The 19075-nt window shown below is 35.3% G+C and carries 13 protein-coding genes; 4 read left to right on the forward strand and 9 right to left on the reverse strand.

Annotated elements, in window-relative coordinates; translation table 11 throughout:
- Positions 1–293: 293 nt before the first annotated feature.
- From B5P40_RS19005 to gerSC, 3 genes are read left to right on the forward strand one after another with little or no spacing between them, the layout of a single operon-like run.
- Positions 294–1832 (forward strand): spore germination protein, encoded by a 1539-nt coding sequence (locus B5P40_RS19005; RefSeq protein WP_113709637.1) that lies wholly within the window; start codon positions 294–296, stop codon positions 1830–1832.
- Complete coding sequence (locus B5P40_RS19010; RefSeq protein ID WP_113709638.1) at positions 1829–2926, forward strand: endospore germination permease; 1098 nt, start codon at positions 1829–1831, stop codon at positions 2924–2926. The genes B5P40_RS19005 and B5P40_RS19010 overlap by 4 nt, the downstream gene beginning before the upstream one ends.
- Positions 2927–4063 carry a spore germination protein GerSC gene (gene gerSC / locus B5P40_RS19015; RefSeq protein ID WP_113709639.1) on the forward strand — a complete coding sequence of 379 codons (1137 nt, stop codon included), beginning with the start codon at positions 2927–2929 and terminating at the stop codon, positions 4061–4063.
- Between the two features lie 81 nt (positions 4064–4144).
- On the opposite strand, the gene B5P40_RS19020 is transcribed toward gerSC, so the two are convergent.
- From B5P40_RS19020 to B5P40_RS19035, 4 genes are all read right to left on the reverse strand, one after another.
- Positions 4145–4279, reverse strand: coding sequence for a hypothetical protein (locus B5P40_RS19020; RefSeq protein WP_001116181.1), 135 nt, complete (start codon positions 4277–4279; stop codon positions 4145–4147).
- A gap of 57 nt (positions 4280–4336) precedes the next feature.
- Positions 4337–7699 (reverse strand): tubulin-like doman-containing protein, encoded by a 3363-nt coding sequence (locus B5P40_RS19025; RefSeq protein WP_113709640.1) that lies wholly within the window; start codon positions 7697–7699, stop codon positions 4337–4339.
- An 83-nt stretch (positions 7700–7782) separates the two neighbouring features.
- Complete coding sequence (locus tag B5P40_RS19030) at positions 7783–9879, reverse strand: vWA domain-containing protein (protein WP_113709641.1); 2097 nt, start codon at positions 9877–9879, stop codon at positions 7783–7785.
- Between the two features lie 274 nt (positions 9880–10153).
- Positions 10154–10489 (reverse strand): hypothetical protein, encoded by a 336-nt coding sequence (locus B5P40_RS19035; RefSeq protein ID WP_002190357.1) that lies wholly within the window; start codon positions 10487–10489, stop codon positions 10154–10156.
- A 137-nt stretch (positions 10490–10626) separates the two neighbouring features.
- On the opposite strand from B5P40_RS19035, the gene B5P40_RS19040 reads away from it, so the two are divergent.
- Positions 10627–11013 carry a hypothetical protein gene (locus tag B5P40_RS19040; RefSeq protein ID WP_002128474.1) on the forward strand — a complete coding sequence of 129 codons (387 nt, stop codon included), beginning with the start codon at positions 10627–10629 and terminating at the stop codon, positions 11011–11013.
- Positions 11014–11051: 38 nt separating this feature from the next.
- Here the strand turns inward: B5P40_RS19040 and B5P40_RS19045 are convergent, their stop codons facing one another.
- The 5 genes from B5P40_RS19045 to B5P40_RS19065 form a co-directional block, all read right to left on the reverse strand.
- On the reverse strand, positions 11052–11771 hold the full coding sequence (locus tag B5P40_RS19045; protein ID WP_113709642.1) for a class I SAM-dependent methyltransferase: 720 nt from the start codon (positions 11769–11771) through the stop codon (positions 11052–11054).
- Between the two features lie 111 nt (positions 11772–11882).
- On the reverse strand, positions 11883–13586 hold the full coding sequence (locus B5P40_RS19050; protein ID WP_113709643.1) for a peptide ABC transporter substrate-binding protein: 1704 nt from the start codon (positions 13584–13586) through the stop codon (positions 11883–11885).
- 400 nt (positions 13587–13986) lie between these two features.
- Positions 13987–15702 carry a peptide ABC transporter substrate-binding protein gene (locus tag B5P40_RS19055; protein WP_113709644.1) on the reverse strand — a complete coding sequence of 572 codons (1716 nt, stop codon included), beginning with the start codon at positions 15700–15702 and terminating at the stop codon, positions 13987–13989.
- Positions 15703–15983: 281 nt separating this feature from the next.
- Positions 15984–17681 (reverse strand): peptide ABC transporter substrate-binding protein, encoded by a 1698-nt coding sequence (locus B5P40_RS19060; protein WP_002066447.1) that lies wholly within the window; start codon positions 17679–17681, stop codon positions 15984–15986.
- 347 nt (positions 17682–18028) lie between these two features.
- Complete coding sequence (locus B5P40_RS19065; protein ID WP_113709645.1) at positions 18029–19066, reverse strand: LCP family protein; 1038 nt, start codon at positions 19064–19066, stop codon at positions 18029–18031.
- Positions 19067–19075: the final 9 nt, after the last annotated feature.

The following is a 19075-nucleotide window of genomic DNA, read 5'->3' on the forward strand; positions in this document are numbered from 1 at the left end:
TCTTTCCCCCTTTTTGAGAATAAAAAAACTCCACCACGAAAATATACGCACCACATTTCGGCACGTTATTGTCATGGTGGAGTAGTTTATTAGCACATCTTGCTAAAATACCAATCCATTTATTCATAAATAAAACGATAGATTCATAACAGGTCATATCACGATTCCATCTTTAACACTGTAATTATAGCGTTAAAGCTAAAAATATACAATATAAAATTTAAACTACGCATATGTCCGCATGGAACTATCCATAATAACCCATATAAACATAACAAGGAGTAAGCGAACAAATGGGGCCTTTTAATAAATGGATACGTGGTGAAAAATCTTTTTCTGCACAAGAGCAAGCTGATCACATATTAAATAAATCTATCTCTTCTTCTCTTTCCCTTAATCTAAAGCACTTGTCAAAACTTTTTAGCGGTATTCCAGAATTAATTACACGCACTTTCCCGTTAAAAAATGGAAAAGAAGCCGCTCTCATATATATGGAAGGACTTGTAGATAAAACTGTTATTAACATCGATATTCTTCGCCCCCTCCTATTTAAAGAGTGGAATGAGGACAATTTTTGGGAATCTTCAGTTACAATCGGAAATGTAAAAAAAGTTCAGCAATGGTCAGATATTGAACAGTCCCTTTTACATGGTAAAAGTATTTTATTTATAAATGGACAGCTTACAGCGTTAGAACTAGATACGCAATCGACGCCAAAAAGGAGTATTGAAGAACCTACAACAGAAACTTCCATAAAAAGCTCACACGAAGGATTTAATGAGGTAGCGAGCGACAGCCTTGCACTAATTCGTCGATATATTCCAAATCGCGAATTGAAGGTGAAGGAATTCACTGTTGGTGAACGAGCTACTTCAAAGGTTTTTTTGCTGTACCTAGCAGACATTGCAAACGAAGATGTCGTACAAGAAATGGCATGTCGCATCGAATCAATCAAAGTGGATGCCATTATTACTACCGGAGAATTAGAAGGGTTTGTTGAAGATAATTCCTACACTCTCTTTCCGCAATTATCAATAACCGAACGCCCTGATACAACGGCCCATCACATTTTGAACGGAAGAATTGCTGTTGTTGTAGACCGCTCACCCGGCGTATTAATTGGACCTATGACCTTTTCATCTTTTTTTCAGACGATAGATGATTATAGCTTTAGACCTATGATTCCGTCTTTCATACGATTACTTCGTTTTACCGGATTATTTATTGCTATATTTGCTCCAGCTCTTTATATTGCTATGATTTCGTTCCATTATGAAGTGATTCCACTTAAATTATTGTTAACAATTGGAGAATCTCGAGCTAAAATTCCTTTTCCCCCTATATTAGAAGCACTTTTGATGGAATTAGTACTTGAAATGCTCCGCGAAGCTGCAGTTCGGCTTCCTGGTCCCGTTGGACAAACGATTGGCGTCGTAGGAGGGATTGTCATTGGACAAGCTGCTGTTCAAGCAGGAATAGTAAGTAATGTTATGGTTATCGTCGTATCTATTACCGCAGTCGCTTCTTTTATCATCCCTAACATGGAAATGTCAGCAGGAATTCGGCTTCTTCGCTTTCCAATGATGATAATCGCTTCTTTATTTGGGGTCATTGGCATTATGGTTGGGATGGCAGTTATCATCATTCATATTCTTTCTATGGAATCACTTGGTGTTCCTTATGGTAGTCCTTTTTCTCCGTCTTTTGCTTCGGATTTAAAAGACATTCTTATACGTTTACCATGGAAACTAATGAAGAAACGACCACTATCCCTTAACTTAAAACAAGAAAAGCGACAACGCGATATAGAAGAAACGGAGGAAAATAAGTGACAAAGCGAGCAAAGAGGGAGATTAGTTTATTTCAATACATTTTAACGATTAGTGGTGTTCAAGTGGGATTCGGTGTACTTACACTGCCACGTGAAGTTGCACAAGGGGCGAATACAGATGGCTGGATGTCTATTATTATAGGGTGCGCTATCACTACTTTAGTCAGTCTATGTATTATAAAAATTATGGAAAATCATCCTGGATATACTTTACTTGATGTGCTAACTCGTTACCTTGGGAAATGGCTAGGAAGAGTAGCAATGATTTTTTGGATTTTATATGCTGTTCTTGCAGCTGTTTCCTTAATTTTTTCCCTCTTATACGTTATTCACATTTGGATTTTACCTAGATCTCCAATGTTTTTAATCATGATGTTATTATCTATCCCAATGCTTATGCTCGCATGTAAAGGTGTTCTTATTATTAGTCGCTATGCTGTTTTTACTGTCTTATTTACACTCTGGATGCCATTGCTATTATTTATCCCACTTAAAGATGGGCATTGGGTTTATCTTCTTCCTCTCCTGAAAGAGGGATGGATACCAGTTTTCAACACAGTAAAATCAACTATTATTGCCTTTCTCGGATTTGAGTTTGCATTTGTCCTTTATCCTTATCTCAGTAATAAATCATCTGCCAAAAAAGGAATTGTTCTTGCGAATTTGATTACGCTATTTGTTTATCTTCAAGTTACGTTCGTTTCTTTCCTTTATTTTAGCCCAGATGGTATAACTAAGTTTTTATGGCCCACTCTTTCTCTTGTTACACCATTTCACTTTTCATTTCTGGAACGATTTGAAATTATCTTTTTGTCATTTTATCTCTTCATTATTTTTGATTCTTGCATTCCTTATATTTTTACTGCCTCAGATGGAATCAATCAATTACTTAACAAAAAAGGGAGTTCATTACCTATTTGGTTATTGTTATTCGGGTGTGTTTTCGTTTTATTCTTTTATATCCCTTCTTCTTATCAAATAAGTGCCTTGCGGAATTTTTGGGGAACTGCAAGTTATTTTATCGTTTTTCTATTCCCAGTCTTCTTTCTCTTATACATGACACTTTATCAGCATTGGAAAAGGAGAAAAATTTAAATGAGACGCTTTATTCATTTCACTATACTTTGCTTTCTCATAATCTTTTTAACAGGTTGTGGAGATCGGCTCGACTTAGAAAAACAATCGATTTCATTAATTTACGGTTTTGACGCAAAAGCAAAAGGAAAATTAATTGTGTACCACGTAAACCCTATTTTTAATGAGGATGTAGAGAAAAAGTACGAAACTCATGAAGCGAAAGTACGTACACCTCGAGAAGCAAAAGCCACGTTTAATAGTTCAAGTAGTGGCTTAGTTTCTACAGAAAAATTACAGCTCATTTTATTTAGCACGAAGTTTTTAAAACAAGAAGGAGCTATGCCTTACCTTGATGTTTGGTATCGAGACCCTAAAAACACAGGAAATATGCGTATGGTTGCAGTAGACGGTCCAATTTCTTCAGTTATATATAATAACTTTAAAGATAAGCCTGCACTTCCTGAATATTTAACAGATTTAATTAATACGAACAAACTATACAATCGAACCGTGTTTACGACATTCCATGAATTTCATAGGCAAACTTTTAATAAAGGTATAACACCTGCTATCTCAGAAATAAAAAAAGGAAAAAAAGATGTGATTGTTACCGGCTCTGCACTATTAACTTCTCGTGGAATCTATAAAATGTCTTTAAATCGATATGAAAGTGCCCTTCTTCTTATGTTGCAAAAGAAAGCGAATATACCCGTTTCACTTACCCTGAAAATCCCTTCTCATTCAGTTGAAAGTAATAGTCATCTAAAAGATACCGACGGCGACGATTTCGTAACAATAAATGTTCTTAGCATCAATCGTGATATTCATACAGGCTATAACGATAACCACTTCAAATTTAATATTGCAATGGATTTTAAAGTTTCCGTATCTGAACTTACATTCAACATGGATATAGACAAAGATAGAAAGAAATTAACTTCACTTATTACAAAACAACTAAACAAAGATTTAAACGATTTAATCCACAAAATTCAAAAACAGCAACTTGATCCATTCGGGTTTGGTGATTATGCGAGAGCATTTCAATATAAAGAATGGAAAACGGTTGAAGACGATTGGCCGAGTGCTTTTTCAAAAGCTAATGTGAAAGTAGCACCTACTATTAAAATTTTAGAGAACGGGATTATTAAATAATAAAAACACGCTACTTGCTCTTATACGTGTAAAGAGAGCAAGTAGCGTGTTATCATTTTTATTTTGAAGTTTCCTATACAGTTACGCTTCTGTTTCTGATTCTTCGTTTTCCGCCTGTTCCAATCTTTGCTGCTCCGCAAGTTCGGCTGAAATCATTCCATAATAAATTTCTGGATATAATCCAAATATTTGATATACACTACCTAAAAACGGCATCGGAATCCCTCACTTCTAAAGTTGTATTGTCATTCTTAAGGATTCCCTTTTCATTCATTATACATTCGTTTTTGGCACTTCTTCTTCATCGGGAACATGTAATATATTTTGCCATTTTTTATAAGGCGCACTATTTGGATCCACATACCCTTTCGCATACGAACGATCCCACAATTGTTTCATAAACATCTCTTTCTCTTTCTTTGCAACCATATCTGCACCTGTTCCGTAATAGTTTTGGAAATACAGCTCAATTTCATCAAGGAATAACCTTAACAAATCGTCAGATGTTTCTTCTAACGTCGGGTCATATTTTGCCTCACGGTCATACATTAAAATCATATCTAAAATATTATGAACATGCTCTTTACGGAGCCATCTTATATCTTGAGCGCCTAATACAAATGCATGTGTATATAAATGTCCACCTTGTATCATTGCCTTTTCTTGTTCTTCTTCAAATCGTGACAAGATGTTTTCATAAATAAACGGATTATGAAGCAATGCTCTGTGCAACTTATAACTTTCACTTGAAATATTTTTCCCCATCGACTGAATTAAAAAGCTACGGCCGACACCGTTATATTGATACACGAATTGTCCATCAACAGCAACTAAGCTAATCCAGCGATACATATACGCGTATAGAAGAGCACGATTACATTTGTCGTAATCTAACTTCGTTTGCGTTGCATTCAAGTCTGGCATAAAGGCTGGTAAGTGCCAATATTTATCTAAATGCGGCGTCAAACTAGATTTTTTACTATTTAATTTGTTCAGGCGGCGATAATACGATTGAAAATAATCACCTTTATCGTTCATAAAACCATTCGCAATATGTCCAGATGAAAGCTTAGGAAAATCTTGTAGCGATAATCCGTAATGAGCACGATAACAAATCACTTCAAATGGTGAAAACGCCTCGTTTACCGTATCTTTTTCTTTAAACATTTCTTGCAATAACTCTTCTTGCAATTCTTGTTTTAAAGATGGATGTACGCCCCAATATTGTAATTCTCTATGATGAGAAACTTTCGGAACGAACGGACTTGCTAAATGGAAAAGATCTTCAATTTTTTCACGAACGTATTCATCACGATCACGCTTCTTGAAATCTGCTTCTTTTCGCAATGCTTCAACGATATTAAGCTCTAATTTGTCACGATAGCGCACTTGAAGTTCGTCATAACAATAACTCAATATATGTTCACGATAGAAGTCTTCCACCTTTTTCGACTGAATTTCTTCGGCTTTCGCATCACGACAATATTCCCCGTACAAGCTCATATAAATTTCGGACGATATATCTTTCGGTAATACACCTAAATTTAAATGTTGCTGCATATCTTGCCAAATCTTTTCTTGCAATTTCTCTTCAGCTAATACGTATACATTCGTCGGGTTCGTTTTCCCCTCAAATTCCTTGCTTCGCTTTTGGATTTCAAACAATAAATTTTCACGTGTTTCGTATAAATTATCAAAGAATCTTTCCCAATATTGAATCATTTTATCAACTGCTTGGTATAGCGATTGATACACGAGTTCTAACAACATTTCTTTACGATACTCACTTAATTTGTGTACGTACTGCGTTACAATATCTTCAAATTCTTTTTTAAACAAACGTTGCTGATTATTAATCATTTTTCCAAACCAGCCTTGTTGCTGCGCAATTTCAACGCGGCGAACAGCCGTTACAGTTCCATCAATATTACTCACATTAAATTTCTTATCGTAGTTTTGAATTAAATTACGCTTTTGTTCATTATTTTCATGTAGTCGATTCATCTTCTCTACTAACTGCTTACGAATTTCATACAGCATAAAACGTGCTGCAACTGGATGAACTGGATCCGTTTTCTTTAAAAACCATGTATTTAATTGGTAAGACTGTCCTTCTGAGCCACTCGGTATAAAGCGGTCTGATTCGATCATGTCATATAAAAGGGTAGTAACATGCTCATGTACACGGCTCGGAATGGCATAAGCATATAAACGAACCGCATGATCAACTCTCGCTACTTCCCCCTTCATTTGTTCCATCATTTTAAGCTTCGCAGCCGATATTTTGCACTCATGCTGCAGGCGGTTTAATTCCTCATCTTTTTGCACTGTACGGTGTACGTAACTCTCTACAGCATCTAAAAACAATTTTGATTTTGCAACACCGAGCTTACCACCCTCTGCCCCTTCACGTGTTTCATGGTACATTTGTCTATAAAAAATATGAGCTTGTTCTGGCCGAGTAGCAAGATGCTCTAAGTCTTCTAAATAACTTTTCCCGCGCTCTGGCTTTTCACGCTGCATACCGCGTTTTACATCTTGATCGTATCTTTGCCTCTTCTCTTGAAATAGTTGATCTAAATGAAGCCAAGATTCATCTAAACCTTGCACCGCCCATTTTAAAGCACAGTATTTCAAAACGTGCTCATACGGATAAATAAGTTTTGCCGTTCCTGCTCCGCAATATCTCCCTTTCCCACTCGATTCTGCCAATTGCTGAATTTGATTATCTTCTTGGGCAAAATGATTTGCAGACATTGGACTAAATAACTGTAAATAAATCGTATTTGCCATTTGCTCCATATAATCCGATAAATTGTGCAAATGGTGCCCATGTAAATTTTCATAATCATATAAGAAACAATAATTGTACGGTAAATGATGCTGCTTTATCGTATGGTTTGTTCTTCCATCTTCATCCACTTGATCAGGACGATATTCTAATTCAATCGTTACGCCGCCTCGTTTTGATAATTCACCAGTCGACCCAAGCGTAATAGCGTGCAACTCTTTTAACGATGCATAACCATTCGCTTGCACAGTTTCAAACTCTTTCGCACTAACCGTTCTCGTCTTAACTAAAACATCCGGCATTAAAAAAGCACCGCGAATTAAAATGTTATGATGCTGCAATTTCTTCCGGAGCATCTCACGCAAATATAATGCGATTTGTAAAAACATCCCTGAACCTGTTCCGCCGGCTAGTGATGTTACAATAATGACACGTACACCATATTCGGTCTGATCACTTGTAACTGGAAAAATCTTCTCGATTTCTTGCCAAAACGATGTGAGTTTATCTTCTTTCATCGCAGCACGTAACGCTAACCGTGAAATGACGCGTAACTGTCCAGCCCCTTCTGTTAACGGTTTATCAAGTATAGTCGGATCCATCGGAAACCACTCTGGAATCGTTGGATCTCCCGCAATATACTCTCTCGGTGTTTTACTCGAGCTCGTTTGCGTCTTAAACTTCCGAATATGATCAAATTTACTCAATGTATTCACATCTGTATCAAATACATGCATCGCTACCTTTTTACGACGCTCCTCAGGTAATCTTTCATATATTTGATGTGTGACAGTACTACCGATTCCACCTAAGCCAATTAAAATTGTTGGAACTTGTAATGTCATGTGAACCACCTTCCTATTCTTGCTTGTTTGAAAAGAAGAATAAAGAGAGCCGGGCCTCCTCCGCCCCTCTTACACCCTATCTACTATTCACATTCGTACCGGTAAATCTCCTTACCATATCCTCTATCAATTACTAAAAGTTCATTGGGATACAACGTCTTATGCTCCATTCCTACCTCTTCCTCTGTTATAAACATCCCATCAATAATCATCCCAACCACTTGCGATTCTTTTGCTACAAATATAGATTTCGATCCTTTTTTCGCTATTAATGTTACAGATTGCACCGCCTTTCTTTCTGCTCGAAATGGAATGCCAAAATAGTGCTTCCACCATTTATTTTTAAGTAACTCTGGTTCAGATTGATAAAGCCAATCTTTCGCTACTTCTTGATCCCATTCGTAATATAGTAATGCTTTCCGATGAAATCTCGGACGAACAATCCATCCTAAAATAATAATTCCTACTATTAAAAGTAATAAAGTAATAGGAATTACAAATTTAAAAACGAGCGCATACTTCTCAAAAAACGGCGCATTTTCAATGTGCAGTACGATCTTTTCCTTTACTTCTTGTAATTTTGAATCATTGATCGTGATGGTAGCCTCTACGGTGCCGGTATCTGTAAAATTGAATGTGTCGGAGTAATAAGGTCGAGGATAAACATAAACTTGACTACCATGCTGTTTTAATTCATAGTTGATCGATTGATTCGATGTGACACCAGTAGATTTTAATAGTTTCTTTACAGCCTCTTCTGTCATCGGTTTACCATTTAACTGGGGCTGTAAAATAAATGGTTTACTATTTTCTAAATTTGTTACCTTTTCTTCATAATCTTTCGTAACAGCTTGAAGTGTTAATTTTGGTTTTTCAGCTGGTTCAATCTTGAATTCTTTCGTCTGTCTATAAAATCCCTTTATATTCATATGGACTTTCCCGCGTACTAACTCTTTACCAACCTTTGTCTCGTAATAAAACACATGTCTTTTATCATCCCACTTCATCGGATACTGCTTTCCGTCTATTTCTACTTCTGCTTCGAAATAAGAAGTTTGAATTGGTAATTCAGTAGGTTTCGCTTCAATAACAGCTGTCACACCTTCATACATTTTCTCAACATTTTTTCTATCTTTATCATCTTTGTCGTACGTAAAAACAGTATAATTAAGCGCTGGTTCAACAAGTACTTGTAATCCCTCTTTCTCAATGTCCTGATCCACTTCTATCGTATATGTCCCTGGCTTAATCACTTCCTGATTCGCTGTACTTACATGCACTATATTTCCGAATAATTTAGCTTCTCCTGGTGCATGTATAGAAAAAGAAGACTGCAATTGTAACGGTTTGGAAAGTTGCATAACTTTATAATTAGACAAAGAAGGTGATTGTCGTACAAGCGTCATACGCTTTAATGGAAACGGTGTTGTAATCTCTACTTTTTTTCCTACTATTTTCGTTTTGACAATCGATTCAACAGAAGAAAATGGATCACGATTTGCAACTAATGCTGCCACTTGATTCACACTTTGTACAATACCATCCTCACCGCTAGACGGCATGACAACTCCATTCATTTCTTTTTTCCAAATCTCTTTAAACGTATTTAACTGCAGCTTCTCTTGCTGCCCTAAATCCTCTTCCATCGTGATTAAGACTGGGTGTAAAGAGATCTTTTTAGAATCCATCTCTTTCTTAAACTGTGCTAACTTCTGTGTAATTTGTTCTTTTCCGCCAATCTTATCTTTCTCCAAATCATTAAATGCCCCGTCAGTTAATACAATAAGCCAAAATTCACGTTTTCCATCTATATCTGCTTCCTTCTCTATAGATTGCATCGCCGTTTCTACTGCGCTAAATGGAGTATTTAAATATGTTTTCCACGCCCCAATCCCCTCAATTTCTGTTTGCCTTTGATCCTTTGTTAATGAAATGTTTAATGGAGCATCCGGCTTACTCATTGGAACGTAAGAAAATTTATCTTTCTCATCTAATAGCGCAACTAAACTTTGCAAGGCGTAATTGGCATACTTCCAGCGATCGTTATTTCTCATGCTGCCCGAATCATCATATACAAGTGAAACGACCCTTTCCTTTGCCTCCTCTCCTTTTGCAAAAACTGAAAAAGGTAAACATATAAATAGAAACAGCATGAACGTGGCACAAATTCGAATTTTCATGATGAGGCTTCGCCACCTTTGTAGACAAATTCCTATGTTTAAATTTATGAGAGGAAACAAGATATATGACTTGTATTTTAGGACAACAGTTCACAGCAATTACATTATGTAAACAAAAATGAACTACTCCCATATTTTATTTCGAATTTTTTCCTTATTATATATCTGAAATAACACATAGATTTCATACTTTTCCCGCTATAAATTCCACCATTAAAGTTTGATTTTCTTTTCAATACAAGAAATAAAGAGCACGCTATAATTAGCGCACTCTTTACTTCTTCACATATACTTCAACAATCGGATTTTCCTTTTGATCTGCATGTAAACGTATATTCTCTTCACCCGTATTATAAATGCTAGCTACCAGCATAACTGTTAACAAATTAGGGATTTTCCCGTCACTTCCATATTTTCGTTCAAGAGCTTCTGTATACTCGAAATCCAAATCACCCTGCACATATGTATACACTTCAAAACCATCTTTCAAATTACATACGACCGTATCAATAATATCCGCCCCTACTTGTTTCTTCATTTCACCTCGCAGTGCTTCTATTAATTCCTCCCAAGGAATTTCGTACGTCTGAAATTGGTCTGTAGATTTCATTTCTCTTCCTCCTCGTTATGTATCCTGTTCGTATATTTCCCCTTTCGTATAACAATTATGATAGATAGGTCATTCGTACAAGCCGCACTTGTCCTGCTTACATATCGTATTACGGTAATACGGAAGGAGGAAAGAACATGCATAGAAAAAGATGTTATGATACATGCCAACGTTATTTCGGTAAAGTTGTTCGAATTGAAGATCGGGATGGTCGCATTCACTTAGGCAAAATAATAGATGTAACAAACGATTCTGTTTGGATTGAACCAATGCAACAGCGCTCATCTTTTGATACAGGATTCGGGTACTATAACGCATATTCAAACGGCGGATGTGATATTTGCGGTGGTATTAGCAGATGTGATAACTGTGGATTTGGATGCGGTGGTGGATTCGATGGTGGATTTAGTGGCTGTGGATGCGGCGGTCGTGGTTGCGGTGGTTGTGGCGGCGGTGGCTGGGGCCTTGAACTCGGATTTGGCTTTATTTTTGGAATTACTTTGGCTGCATTATTTTTCATCTAACATAGTAAAGAGTTGACTATCTTTAGCCAACTCTATTTCTATTTTTCACATATAAAAATCCGATGCCCTAAAATATGTTGATACATAAGCAGTACTTGTTCGTGTTGCACCCACGCCTCATACAATTCTTCCGGAATAAACGGTGATACATTCCACTCTGGCTCTTCCACATGTCCTGCAACTGTTTCTGCAATAGTTCCGCCACCCGCAATTGTAATTCTTTTAAAATTTGCTGCTTGAAATAAATGAATCCACTCATTCTCAGTTAATAATTCTTTCATACCGTATAACTGTCCAATCTTTTCCTCCTCTTTCTTCTCAATATGTTTTTCGGTAATCATTTCAATGACAACAAGTCTCCCATCCTTTTGTAATACACGATAACATTCCGAAATAACCTTTTCTTTATTTGTAAAAGCGAGTATAGATTCTCCAAGTACAAGCTCAAAAGAATCATTTAAACACGGTAACCTTTCTACATCTCCTTGAATCAATTGTATATTTAAACCATCAAACAACCATCTATCTTTCGCTTTTTGAATCATAATTTCATTCTTTTCAACCGCTGTCACTTTATAACCCAATTCTTTTGTCATATACGCCGCTGTTTTCCCCGTGCCGCAACCTATCTCAAGAACATTTGCTCCGTGTCTAAGCGGCAATTGAGATAGTAATTGCTTCGTTAACGTAAAACCACCAGGATGAGCACTCCCTATTCCGTAATAAGCTAAAAAATCAATGTACGAATTTCTTTTCATGGGATTCTCCTTCATTTTTCTATAATACTTATATTCATTCATAAAAAAGTGGTGCAAAAAAAAACATTTCCAAAGTGCTTTACTACACCTTAGAAATGCTTTTATTTGTTATTATTTATCTTCTACATACGCCCATTTGAAACTATATTCCGGACTAATATTATGTTTCACAATTCCCTTTACATTTGGTTGCATAACATATGATCTAGCATTTTGATATAAAGGTACAAGTGCTACATCATCTTCAAGTAACAATTTTTCTGCCTTCCCTAACTCTTCCCAACGTTTCTTTGCATCAGACATTAATTCTGTTTTACTCTTTTTAATACTCTCATCATATTTTGAATTTGAGTAACTCATTTGATTCTGAGAATTCGTTGTTTCAAACATATCTAAGTATGTCATCGGATCTGCATAATCTGGGCTCCAACCACCATATGCGATATCATATTCTTGCTCTGATTCTAATTTTAATTTTTGCTTAAACGGCTGAAGTTTAATATTTACTGTTACACCTTTTAAGTTTTTCTCAATCTGATCCTTTACATACTCTCCAACTTTTTTCGCATTACCAGTATCGTAGTTTAAGAATTCAATTGTCACCTGATCTTTTCCAAGTTCTTTTTTCGCTTCGTCCCATGCAGCCGCAGCCTTTTTAGTATCTTGTTTCAAACCATTTTTAAATGTTTCTTGGAAATCTTTACCGTCAGGTCCAGCTGCTAAACCCTTCGGAACTAAATAATCGGCTCCTTTTGAACCATCATTTAAGATGACATTTGCTAAATTCTTTTTATCTATCGATAATGCAATTGCTTCACGTAATTTCTTGCTTTTTAGTGGTGTATCTTGACCAGCACGCTTTTGATTTAAACGTAAATAGAATGTACTTGGTTCTGAATATGTTCCAAACTCATCTTTTTTATTTCTATACTTATCAACGAATTCTCCTGATAAAAGCGCGAAATCAATTGCACCTGTATCATATAAATTTACCCTTGTAGCTACTTCTTTTACTACACTGTAATTAATTTCATCTAGTTTTACAGTCTTTTTATCCCAATATTGGTCATTTTTCTTCAATTTCCAGCCTTGCTCATGTTTCCAATCAGTAAGTACAAACGGTCCATTATAGACTGTCGTATCAGATTCTAAACCGAACTTCTCTCCTTTTTCTTTTACGAACTTCTCATTTAATGGATAGTATGATGGGAATGCCACTAAGTTTAAGAAGTATGGTACCGCTTGCTCTAATTCTACTTCAAGCGTATAATCATCGGTTGCTTTTACTCCTAATTCAGTTACAGGTTTTTCTCCTTTATTAATCGCTTCTGCATTTTTAATATAGTAAGTAATAAATGCATACTCAGCAGCTGTTTTTGGATCTAATAGACGTTGCCATGCAAATACGAAATCTTTTGCAGTTACTGGATCACCATTTGACCATTTTGCATCTTTACGTAGCTTGAATGTATATTTTTTACCATCCTCGCTTTTTGTGCTAGATTCTGCTGCAGCTGGGATTGGCTTATTATCTTTATCAAGACGATATAATCCTTCCATCGTGTTTCCTAAAATTTGTGAACCAAGTGTATCCGTACTTTTCGAAGTATCCATCGTCGGAATTTCATTCGTTTCTGTTCGATTTAATACTTGTTTTGCTGCATATTTAATATCGGATTTTTTCTCTTCCCCACCATTAGACGTTGTAGTTGTTTTCTTCTCTCCACCTGATCCCGAGCAAGCTGTTAATGCCATACTCATTGCTAGAACTGGTGCTACAACCGCTGTTAATTTTGTCATCTTTTTTCTCTTCATTTCTTTGTACCCTCCCCAATTATATGTACGATATTAACAGTTAGAGATTCTCTATTAACTTTCGTTATCAGAAAATTCTTATTAATTAATATTCTGCTATTTTTTCCGGTTTTGTAAAGTATTTTTGTAAATTTTCTAAATATTTATTTTTTTATGATAATAACTTGCTATTTTACTATTACTACTATATGAATCATCCCCCGTCTACTATATGTAAACATATCCCCTCTTATTCTTCTCTATTGCTATGTTCTATATTTTTCTCATCAATATGAAATCTCTGCTATCATTTATCTATCCAATTGTTGAACTCCTTTCTAATTTCCATGTGCCTTATTCTCCTATTCATACAAAAAAAGCATTTCAAAAGCATATTAGCCACTTTTGAAATGCTTTCATGTTATTTCTTTCCGCCATCCTCAGTTACATACGCCCACTTAAAGCTATATTCTGGACTAATGTTGTGTTTCACAATTCCTTTTACATTCGGTTTCATTACGTACGCTCTTCCTGTTTGATATAAAGGAACTAATCCTGCATCTTCTTCAAGGAATATTTTTTCTGCTTTCCCTAACGTTTCCCAGCGCTTCTTCGGATCAGACAATAATTCATTACCTGCTTTTTGTACCATTTCATCGTATTTCGGATTTGAATAACTCATTTGGTTATATGGACTCTTCGATTCAAACATATCAATAAATGTCATTGGATCCGAATAATCTGGGCTCCAACCTGCAAACGAAACTTCATAATCTTGCGCTGACTCTAATTTTAATTTTTGTTTAAATGGCTGAATTTTCGTGTTAACTGTTACACCTTTTAAGTTTTTCTCAATTTGATCTTTAAAATAATCGGCAATCTTTTTCGCAGTTCCATCATCATAGCTTAGTAATTCGATTGTAACTTGATCTTTTCCAAGTTCTTTTTTCGCTTCTTCCCAAGCTGCTGCGCCTTTTTTCACATCATATTTCAGACCATTTTTAAATGTATCTTGATAATCTTTACCATCCGGCCCTATCGCAAGCCCTTTTGGAACCAATTGATCCGTTGCTTTTGATCCATTATTTAATATAACGTTTGCTAAACCTTTTTTATCAATTGATAATGCGATTGCTTCACGAAGTTTTTTGCTCTTTAACGGTGTATCTTGTCCATTACGCTTTTGATTTAAACGTAAGAAGAACGTACTTGCTTCTGAATACTCACCATATTCATCTTTGTTCGATTTATATTTATCTACAAATTCTCCTGATAATAATGTAAAGTCAATCGATCCTGTATCATATAAATTTACTTTTGTAGCCACTTCTTTTACAACGCTGTAATTAATTTCTTCTAATTTCACAGTCTTATTATCCCAATACTTATCATTTTTCTTCAGCTGCCAACCTTGTTCATGTTTCCACGATGCCATTACAAATGGCCCGTTATACAATGTTGTATCTGCTTCTAAACCGAATTTCTCTCCTTTTTCTTTTACGAACTTTTCATTTAAAGGATAATATGACGGGAATGCTAATAAATTTAAGAAGTACGGTACCGGTTTTTCTAATTCTACTTCTAGTGTATAATCATCTACCGCCTTTGCTCCTAATTCAGTTCCAGGTTTTTCTCCTTTATTAATCGCTTCTGCATTTTTAATATAGTAAGCAATAAATGCATATTCTGCCGCTGTGTTTTTATCAAGTAAGCGCTGCCATCCATATACGAAATCTTTCGCTGTTACAGGCTCTCCATTTGACCATTTTGCATCTTTACGCAGTTTAAACGTATATTTTTTACCATCTTCGCTTTTCGTACTTGATTCTGCAGCAGCCGGAATAGGCTTATTATCTTTATCAAGACGATATAATCCTTCCATTGTGTTCCCTAAAATTTGTGCCCCTAACGTATCAGTAGATTTAGAAGTGTCCATCGTCGGAATTTCTTGATTTTCCGTACGATTTAATACTTGCTTCGCTGCATATTTAATATCAGCTTTTTTTTCTTCCCCACTATTAGATGTAGTAGTCGTTTTCTTCTCCCCACCTGATCCAGAGCACGCTGTCAATGCAACACTCATTGCTAAAACTGGTACTACAACCGCTGTTAACTTTTTCATCTTTTTTCTCTTCATTTTTGTACCCTCCCTAATTATATGTACATTACCAACCCTTGAGAGACCCCTTGCTAACAATTAATTTTCTGAAAATTATAACTAATATTATTCTACTCTATTTTTCGTATTTGTAAATAGTTTTATTTTAAATATTCTGATTTTTATCTTCATAAATTAGTATGATTTATCCCCCATCTACTATATGTACGTACTATACGCCTTATTCTTCTCTATTTAACTGAGCTAAAAAAAAGCATTTCAAAGTAGCTAAGCTACTTTAAAATGCTTTTTTAACTCTATTATTTTTCAGTCACGTATGCCCACTTAAAGCTAAATTCTGGACTGATATTATGTTTTACTACACCTTTTACATTTGGTTGTAAAACATAAGAATCCCCACGTTGATATAAAGGTACAATCGCTACATCTTCTTCAAGTAATGTTTTTTCAGCTTTTCCTAACTCTTCCCAACGTTTCTTCGCATCGCTCATTAATTCCGTTCCAGCTTTTTTCACCATGCCGTCATATTTAGGGTCAGAGAAGCTCATTTGGTTATGAGAATGTCCAGTCTCAAACATATCTAAGAACGTCATTGGATCTGCATAATCTGGATTCCAACCACCGTATGAAATATCATATTGTTGCTCAGATTCTAATTTTAGTTTTTGCTTAAATGGTTGAAGTTTAATGTTAACTGTTACACCTTTTAAGTTCTTCTCAATTTGGTCCTTAATATATTCTCCAACTTTTTTCGCATTACCAGTATCATAGTTTAAGAATTCAATTGTAACTTGGTCTTTACCTAGCTCTTTTTTCGCTTCTTCCCAAGCTGCAGCAGCTTTTTTAGCATTTGGTTTTAAACCATTTTTAAACGTTTCTTGGAAGTCTTTACCGTCTGGTCCAGTTGCTAAACCTTTTGGTACTAAGAAGTCAGCTTCTTTTGATCCATCATTTAAAATTACGTTTGCTAAATTCTTTTTATCAACTGATAGTGCAATTGCTTCACGTAACTTTTTACTCTTTAATGGTGTATCTTGTCCATCACGTTTTTGGTTCATACGAATGAAATACGTACTCACTTGTGAATATGTTCCGAATTCATCTTTCTTATTTCTGTATTTATCTACGAACTCTCCAGTTAATAAAGCAAAGTCAACTTGACCGCTATCATATAAATTGATAAGAGTTGCTGGTTCTTTAACAACACTGAAGTTAACTTCTTCAAGTTTTACAGTCTTTTTATCCCAATATTGATCATTTTTCTTTAATTGCCATCCTTGTTCATGCTTCCAATCTTTAAGAACGAACGGTCCATTATAAACTGTTGTATCAGACTCTATACCGAACTTCTCCCCTTTTTCTTTTACGAATTTTTCATTTAATGGGTAGTACGATGGGAATGCTACTAAGTTTAAGAAGTACGGTACCGCTTGCTCTAATTCAACTTCAAGCGTAAGATCATCTACCGCTTTCACTCCTAATTCAGCTACAGGTTTTTCACCTTTATTAACCACTTCTGCATTTTTAATTGGGAATGCGATAAATGCATACTCAGCAGCTGTTTTTGGATCTAATAGACGTTGCCAAGCATATACGAAATCTTTCGCCGTTACTGGATCTCCATTTGACCATTTTGCATCTTTACGCAGTTTAAATGTATATTTTTTACCATCTTCACTTTTCGTGCTAGATTCTGCTGCCGCTGGAATAGGCTTATTATCTTTATCCAGACGATATAATCCTTCCATCGTATTCCCTAGCATTTGTGAAGATACTGTATCTGTTGATTTAGAAGAATCCATCGTTGGAATCTCTTGGTTTACTGTTCGATTCAACACTTGTTTTGCCGCTAATTTCCCCTCTGACTTGCTATCTCCACTTGAGTTTGTGCTTGTCTTTTTATCTCCGCCTGATGTAGAACATGCTGTTAATGCCATGCTCATTGCTAAAACCGGTACTACAACTGCTGTTAGTTTTTTCATTTTTTTCTTTTTCATTTTTGTACCCTCCCTAATTCTAAACGATAGCTATTTAAGAATTTTCTGATAATTCTGTTTTTCTTTATATATTTATCAGACGATTCTTACTACTTCTTATTCTACTAATTTTTTAAAATTTGTAAAGTGTTATTATTGAAAATTATTAAAAAATTATTTTCTTACAGTAATATTCATAAAAATTCCATATAGTTTTTTAACATCGTTTTTTATCGTTACATATACACTAATTTAATAGTATTAATTATATTTTCTAATAAACAGACTGTAGATTATCGTTAATAAATAATGTATATTCCGGAAAACTTTTTCCTACAAAAACAAAAAAAGCAGATATAAGATCTGCTTTAATTTCCCTCAATTTGTTTCTCACTTAATCCAAGATGTGTTCTGAGTGTATTACTCAAATTTTGTAAGTCTTTTTTATTAGGATTATAATAATATACACGCTTTCCATTTGGGCCATTTGGTAAATATAAATCATCACCGTTCAGTTGAATCTTCTCCACTGAACAATCTAAACCATATTTATAAAAAGATAAAATATCATCCAATGCTAAATTTGTTTTAAAATCACCATCGACTGCCTCAACCATTTTCTCCAGTTTTGTAATAGACCCTACACTTTTTAATTTACTTAAAATGGCCTCAATAACAAGTTGTTGGCACTGTCCCCTCATTGCATCACTATCAATATGGCGAGTTCTCGCCAAAGCAAGTGCTTCTTCTCCCGTTAATTTTTGAACCCCTTTTTTCAAGTGAATCGTATCAGGTTCATCTTTACTATTTTGTTCAGTAAATTCAACCGGGACATCTACCTCAACACCATCGAGCCCATCAACAATTTTAATAAATGACCCAAAATTAAATTTTACAAAATAATCTACCGGTACTTGCAGTAACTTTTCTACTGCCTCAACAGAAGCTTGTGGCCCTCCATCTTTTCCGTTTTTAACGAAACCACTTCCATATGCGTGTGTTATTTTATCTTTTTTCTTTTCGATTGGAACATATGTATATGTATCTCGTGGTATACTGGTTAATTTCACTGTCTTATCTTCTTTATTAAACGTAGCTAACAATAATGCATCCGTATGAAATGCACCATTATAGCCCTTTTGCCGTTCTTGATTTTCATCAATCCCCATAATTAACATTGAAACGTTGTGTGTAATTGGCTTTACAGCTTTCTCACGTAAATTTGATTTTTCACCACGCGATAAGTTCAAATTAGATTTTTGTACGAGATTAGAAGTTTGCATATATACATAGGCACCATACCCAACTCCGCCAAATAGTAATACTCCTAACAATACACTTATTATCGTTGTCTTTTTATATTTTCGTTTATTTTTCTTTTCTCTTGAAGGAGAGGTATTCTCCATATAGTTCCC

The sequence above is a fragment of the Bacillus sp. SRB_8 genome (genome assembly GCF_003264205.1).
Taxonomy (GTDB): Bacteria; Bacillota; Bacilli; order Bacillales; family Bacillaceae_G; genus Bacillus_A; species Bacillus_A mycoides.

What these genes read in the sequence shown, in the direction of transcription:
- B5P40_RS19040 (WP_002128474.1), top strand. Translation starts at nt 10,627, where the DNA reads ATGCATAGAAAAAGATGTTATGATACATGCCAACGTTATTTCGGTAAA.
- B5P40_RS19060 (WP_002066447.1), bottom strand. Translation starts at nt 17,681, where the DNA reads ATGAAAAAGAAAAAAATGAAAAAACTAACAGCAGTTGTAGTACCGGTT.
- B5P40_RS19055 (WP_113709644.1), bottom strand. Translation starts at nt 15,702, where the DNA reads ATGAAGAGAAAAAAGATGAAAAAGTTAACAGCGGTTGTAGTACCAGTT.
- B5P40_RS19045 (WP_113709642.1), bottom strand. Translation starts at nt 11,771, where the DNA reads ATGAAAAGAAATTCGTACATTGATTTTTTAGCTTATTACGGAATAGGG.
- B5P40_RS19025 (WP_113709640.1), bottom strand. Translation starts at nt 7,699, where the DNA reads ATGACATTACAAGTTCCAACAATTTTAATTGGCTTAGGTGGAATCGGT.
- B5P40_RS19005 (WP_113709637.1), top strand. Translation starts at nt 294, where the DNA reads ATGGGGCCTTTTAATAAATGGATACGTGGTGAAAAATCTTTTTCTGCA.
- B5P40_RS19065 (WP_113709645.1), bottom strand. Translation starts at nt 19,066, where the DNA reads ATGGAGAATACCTCTCCTTCAAGAGAAAAGAAAAATAAACGAAAATAT.
- B5P40_RS19050 (WP_113709643.1), bottom strand. Translation starts at nt 13,586, where the DNA reads ATGAAGAGAAAAAAGATGACAAAATTAACAGCGGTTGTAGCACCAGTT.
- B5P40_RS19035 (WP_002190357.1), bottom strand. Translation starts at nt 10,489, where the DNA reads ATGAAATCTACAGACCAATTTCAGACGTACGAAATTCCTTGGGAGGAA.
- B5P40_RS19030 (WP_113709641.1), bottom strand. Translation starts at nt 9,879, where the DNA reads ATGAAAATTCGAATTTGTGCCACGTTCATGCTGTTTCTATTTATATGT.
- gerSC (WP_113709639.1), top strand. Translation starts at nt 2,927, where the DNA reads ATGAGACGCTTTATTCATTTCACTATACTTTGCTTTCTCATAATCTTT.
- B5P40_RS19020 (WP_001116181.1), bottom strand. Translation starts at nt 4,279, where the DNA reads ATGCCGTTTTTAGGTAGTGTATATCAAATATTTGGATTATATCCAGAA.